3 rRNA genes are annotated in these 5,575 nt (G+C 56.3%); all 3 read left to right on the forward strand.

What is annotated here, in order from left to right:
• Window positions 1–12: 12 nt before the first annotated feature.
• The 3 genes from ACYVKI_RS12925 to rrf all read left to right on the forward strand — a co-directional run bounded on the left by ACYVKI_RS12925 (window position 13) and on the right by rrf (window position 5,564).
• Window positions 13–1,542, forward strand: a 16S ribosomal RNA gene (locus tag ACYVKI_RS12925).
• 519 nt (window positions 1,543–2,061) lie between these two features.
• Window positions 2,062–5,175, forward strand: a 23S ribosomal RNA gene (locus ACYVKI_RS12930).
• A 272-nt stretch (window positions 5,176–5,447) separates the two neighbouring features.
• A 5S ribosomal RNA gene (rrf, locus tag ACYVKI_RS12935) occupies window positions 5,448–5,564 on the forward strand.
• Together the 16S, 23S and 5S rRNA genes form the textbook arrangement of a ribosomal RNA operon.
• Window positions 5,565–5,575: the final 11 nt, after the last annotated feature.

Raw genomic sequence — 5,575 nt, forward strand, 5'->3', positions numbered from 1 at the left:
TCTATTATTTTTCTGATGGAGAGTTTGATCCTGGCTCAGGATGAACGCTGGCGGCGTGCTTAACACATGCAAGTCGAACGATGAAGCCCGTGCTTGCACGGGTGGATTAGTGGCGAACGGGTGAGTATCACGTGAGTAACCTGCCCTTGACTCTGGGATAAGCCTGGGAAACTGGGTCTAATACCGGATGCGACCAGTCCCCGCATGGGGTGCTGGTGGAAAGATTTTATCGGTCTTGGATGGACTCGCGGCCTATCAGCTAGACGGTGAGGTAATGGCTCACCGTGGCGATGACGGGTAGCCGGCCTGAGAGGGTGACCGGCCACACTGGGACTGAGACACGGCCCAGACTCCTACGGGAGGCAGCAGTGGGGAATATTGCACAATGGGCGCAAGCCTGATGCAGCGACGCCGCGTGCGGGATGACGGCCTTCGGGTTGTAAACCGCTTTCAGCAGGGAAGAAGCTTTTTGTGACGGTACCTGCAGAAGAAGCGCCGGCTAACTACGTGCCAGCAGCCGCGGTAATACGTAGGGCGCGAGCGTTATCCGGAATTATTGGGCGTAAAGAGCTCGTAGGCGGCTTGTCGCGTCTGCTGTGAAAGCCCGGGGCTTAACTCCGGGTGTGCAGTGGGTACGGGCAGGCTAGAGTGCAGTAGGGGAGACTGGAATTCCTGGTGTAGCGGTGAAATGCGCAGATATCAGGAGGAACACCGATGGCGAAGGCAGGTCTCTGGGCTGTTACTGACGCTGAGGAGCGAAAGCATGGGGAGCGAACAGGATTAGATACCCTGGTAGTCCATGCCGTAAACGTTGGGCACTAGGTGTGGGGGACATTCCACGTTTTCCGCGCCGTAGCTAACGCATTAAGTGCCCCGCCTGGGGAGTACGGCCGCAAGGCTAAAACTCAAAGGAATTGACGGGGGCCCGCACAAGCGGCGGAGCATGCGGATTAATTCGATGCAACGCGAAGAACCTTACCAAGGCTTGACATGGACCGGATCGCTGCAGAGATGTAGTTTCCCTTCGGGGCTGGTTCACAGGTGGTGCATGGTTGTCGTCAGCTCGTGTCGTGAGATGTTGGGTTAAGTCCCGCAACGAGCGCAACCCTTATCCTATGTTGCCAGCACGTGATGGTGGGGACTCATGGGAGACTGCCGGGGTCAACTCGGAGGAAGGTGGGGATGACGTCAAATCATCATGCCCCTTATGTCTTGGGCTTCACGCATGCTACAATGGCCGGTACAGTGGGTTGCGATACTGTGAGGTGGAGCTAATCCCTAAAAGCCGGTCTCAGTTCGGATCGAAGTCTGCAACTCGACTTCGTGAAGTTGGAGTCGCTAGTAATCGCAGATCAGCAACGCTGCGGTGAATACGTTCCCGGGCCTTGTACACACCGCCCGTCAAGTCACGAAAGTTGGTAACACCCGAAGCTCACGGCCCAACCGGTTTTCCGGAGGGAGTGGTCGAAGGTGGGACTGGCGATTGGGACTAAGTCGTAACAAGGTAGCCGTACCGGAAGGTGCGGCTGGATCACCTCCTTTCTAAGGAGCTGGACCCGAGTTCGGGTCCGCCATCTGATGCTGGCGTTCGTTCAGCTGGTGGTTTGCTCAAGGGTGGAATATCAACATTCAGTCATCATGGTCGGTCTGGTCATGGCGAGTACGCATGAAGCTGCTTCTGCCTCTGGTGGGGGTGGTGGTTGTGGGAAAGTCGTGGTTGTGCTGGTTGTGGTGCTTGGTACACTGTTGGGTCCTGGGACAACAGGCCTGTGTGCGTCGGTCGCCTCTGTGTGGGGTGGCTGGTCGTGGGGTCTGGTGTTTCTGGATCTGTTGCCCTGGCTGCAGGTAGCCGCATGGGCTCGTGGTCATTGCAGGGCCTCCTTCGTTGGGGGTGTTGTGGTGGTTGTGGGTGTGTGGTGATGGTGGTGGGGGTTGTTGTTTGGGAACTGCATAGTGGACGCGAGCATCTTTGTTTCTTAATGTGAAACGTGGTCAAGCATCGCATCGTCATGGCCTTGAGGGGTTGTGGTGGTGTTGTGTTGTCCTTGGTTGAATACTTGTGTGTAAGTGTTGAAGGGCGCATGGTGGATGCCTTGGCAGCAGGAGCCGATGAAGGACGTGGGAATCTGCGATAAGCCTGGTGGAGTTGATAACCGAGCGTTGATACCAGGATTTCCGAATGGGGAAACCCCGCATGCTGTTATGGTGTGTGACCGCCGGTTGAATGTATAGACCGGTTGGAGGGAACGTCGGGAAGTGAAACATCTCAGTACCGACAGGAAGAGAAAACAAGAGTGATTCCGTGAGTAGTGGCGAGCGAAAGCGGATGGGGCTAAACCGTGTGCGTGTGATACCTGGTAGGGGTTGCGTGCGCGGGGTTGTGGGACATTCCGTCCAGGGTCTACCAGTCCTGGGGGTTGAGGTGCGGGCGTATAGACGAACACGTGGTGAGTGCGTGACCGGAGAGGGTGCTAGTCCCGTAGTTGTAATGCGTTCCGCCGGCCTGTGAGTGTATCCCGAGTAGCACGAGGCTCGAGGAATCTTGTGTGAATCTGCCAGGACCACCTGGTAAGCCTGAATACTCCCTGCTGACCGATAGTGAATCAGTACCGTGAGGGAATGGTGAAAAGTACCCCGGGAGGGGAGTGAAATAGTACCTGAAACCATGTGCCTACAAGCCGTCAGAGCATGCCTTTGGGTGTGTGATGGCGTGCCTTTTGAAGAATGAGCCTGCGAGTTAGTGCTCAGTGGCGAGGTTAACCCGTGTGGGGCAGCCGTAGCGAAAGCGAGTCTGAAGAGGGCGTGTGAGTCGCTGGGTCTAGACCCGAAGCGGAGTGATCTACCCATGGCCAGGTTGAAGCGCGTGTAAGAGCGCGTGGAGGACCGAACCCACCTAGGTTGAAAACTGGGGGGATGAGCTGTGGGTAGGGGTGAAAGGCCAATCAAACTCTGTGATAGCTGGTTCTCCCCGAAATGCATTTAGGTGCAGCGTTGTGTGTTTCTTGCCGGAGGTAGAGCTACTGGATGGCCGATGGGCCCTACAAGGTTACTGACGTCAGCTAAACTCCGAATACCGGTAAGTGAGAGCGCAGCAGTGAGACTGTGGGGGATAAGCTTCATGGTCGAGAGGGAAACAGCCCAGACCACCGGTTAAGGCCCCTAAGCGTGTGCTAAGTGGGAAAGGATGTGGAGTTGCTTAGACAACCAGGAGGTTGGCTTAGAAGCAGCCATCCTTGAAAGAGTGCGTAATAGCTCACTGGTCAAGTGATTCCGCGCCGACAATGTAGCGGGGCTCAAGCACACCGCCGAAACCGTGGCAATTCTCGTCTTTGGACGGGGGTTGGGTAGGGGAGCGTCGGACACTGCGGTGAAGCTGCGGCGGAAGCCTGTGGTGGAGCGTGTTCGAGTGAGAATGCAGGCATGAGTAGCGAAAGACACGTGAGAAACGTGTCCGCCGAATGACCAAGGGTTCCAGGGTCAAGCTAATCTGCCCTGGGTTAGTCGGGACCTAAGGCGAGGCCGACAGGCGTAGTCGATGGACAACGGGTTGATATTCCCGTACCGGCGAAGAACCGCCCATGGTGAACTGGTGATACTAACCACCCGAACCACGCTGGACAGGCTCTTTGAGTCTGCGTGTGTGGGGAGCGTGGGACCTGAACTGGGGAGCCAAGCGTATTAACAGGTGTGACGCAGGAAGGTAGCCGGGCCTAGCGATGGTTGTCTAGGTCTAAGAATGTAGCCTGGTTCCTAGGTAAATCCGGGGGCCGTTGAGGGTGAGATTTGATGGGCCCCACCGTTTGGGTGGGGATCCGGTGATCCTATGCTGCCGAGAAAAGCATCGACGCGAGGTTCTAGCCGCCCGTACCCCAAACCGACACAGGTGGTCAGGTAGAGAATACCAAGGCGATCGAGAGAATCACGGTTAAGGAACTCGGCAAAATGCCCCCGTAACTTCGGGAGAAGGGGGGCCTCACCCGTGATCCGCACATGCTGCGGGGAGGCGGGTTGGGGCCGCAGAGACCAGGGGGGTCCGACTGTTTACTAAAAACACAGGTCCGTGCGAAGTCGTAAGACGATGTATACGGACTGACTCCTGCCCGGTGCTGGAAGGTTAAGAGGACGAGTTAGCCCTTTTGGGGGCGAAGCTCAGAATTTAAGCCCCAGTAAACGGCGGTGGTAACTATAACCATCCTAAGGTAGCGAAATTCCTTGTCGGGTAAGTTCCGACCTGCACGAATGGAGTAACGAGACCCCCGCTGTCTCAACCGTGAACTCGGCGAAATTGCATTACGAGTAAAGATGCTCGTTACGCGCAGCAGGACGGAAAGACCCCGAGACCTTTACTATAGCTTGGTATTGGTGTTTGACATCACTTGTGTAGGATAGGTGGGAGACTGTGAAGCGGTCACGCTAGTGGTCGTGGAGTCATCGTTGAAATACCACTCTGGTGTTGTTAGGCATCTAACTTCGGGCCCTGATCGGGTCCAGGGACAGTGCCTGGTGGGTAGTTTAACTGGGGCGGTTGCCTCCCAAAGAGTAACGGAGGCGCCCAAAGGTTCCCTCAGCCTGGTTGGCAATCAGGTGTTGAGTGTAAGTGCACAAGGGAGCTTGACTGTGAGACTGGCATGTCGAGCAGGAACGAAAGTTGGGACTAGTGATCCGGCGGCACCGTGTGGAAGGGCCGTCGCTCAACGGATAAAAGGTACCTCGGGGATAACAGGCTGATCCTGCCCAAGAGTCCATATCGACGGCATGGTTTGGCACCTCGATGTCGGCTCGTCGCATCCTGGGGCTGGAGTTGGTCCCAAGGGTTGGGCTGTTCGCCCATTAAAGCGGTACGCGAGCTGGGTTTAGAACGTCGTGAGACAGTTCGGTCCCTATCCGCTGCGCGCGTTGGAGATTTGAGAAGGTCTGTCCTTAGTACGAGAGGACCGGGACGGACGAACCTCTGGTGTGTCAGTTGTACTGCCAAGTGCACCGCTGATTAGCTACGTTCGGGATGGATAACCGCTGAAAGCATCTAAGCGGGAAGCCGGCTTCGAGATAAGATCTCCGTCACCCTTGAGGTGTGAAGGCTCCCAGCTAGACTACTGGGTTGATAGGCCGGATGTGGAAGCACGGACTGAAGACGTGTGAAGCTGACCGGTACTAATAAGCCGACCACTTACACCATCATCATCACTGGCTTGTGTGTCGGTGGTGTGGGTGTTCAACAAGAATCACTTGAGTTACTGTGCTCGCGTCCACTAGGCGGTCCCTGATCAACAAACCCTGCTGGTCCCTGCCCTTGTTTTGGGGTGTTCTGTCATGCGCTGTGGTGTGTGGTGGGGTTGGGGTTGGTTGTGTTAATTGGATAGTGTTGTGTAACAGGTTTACCCGCTGCTGTGCTGCGTGTCCTCTTCTGTGTGGAGGGGCTGGTGGTGTGGTGGTTGGGTTGAGAGAGTTACGGCGGTCATAGCGTGGGGGAAACGCCCGGTCCCATACCGAACCCGGAAGCTAAGGCCCACAGCGCCGATGGTACTGCACACGGGAGTGTGTGGGAGAGTAGGTCACCGCCGGACACCACTTAAAG

It is taken from the genome of Nesterenkonia suensis (assembly GCF_054782935.1).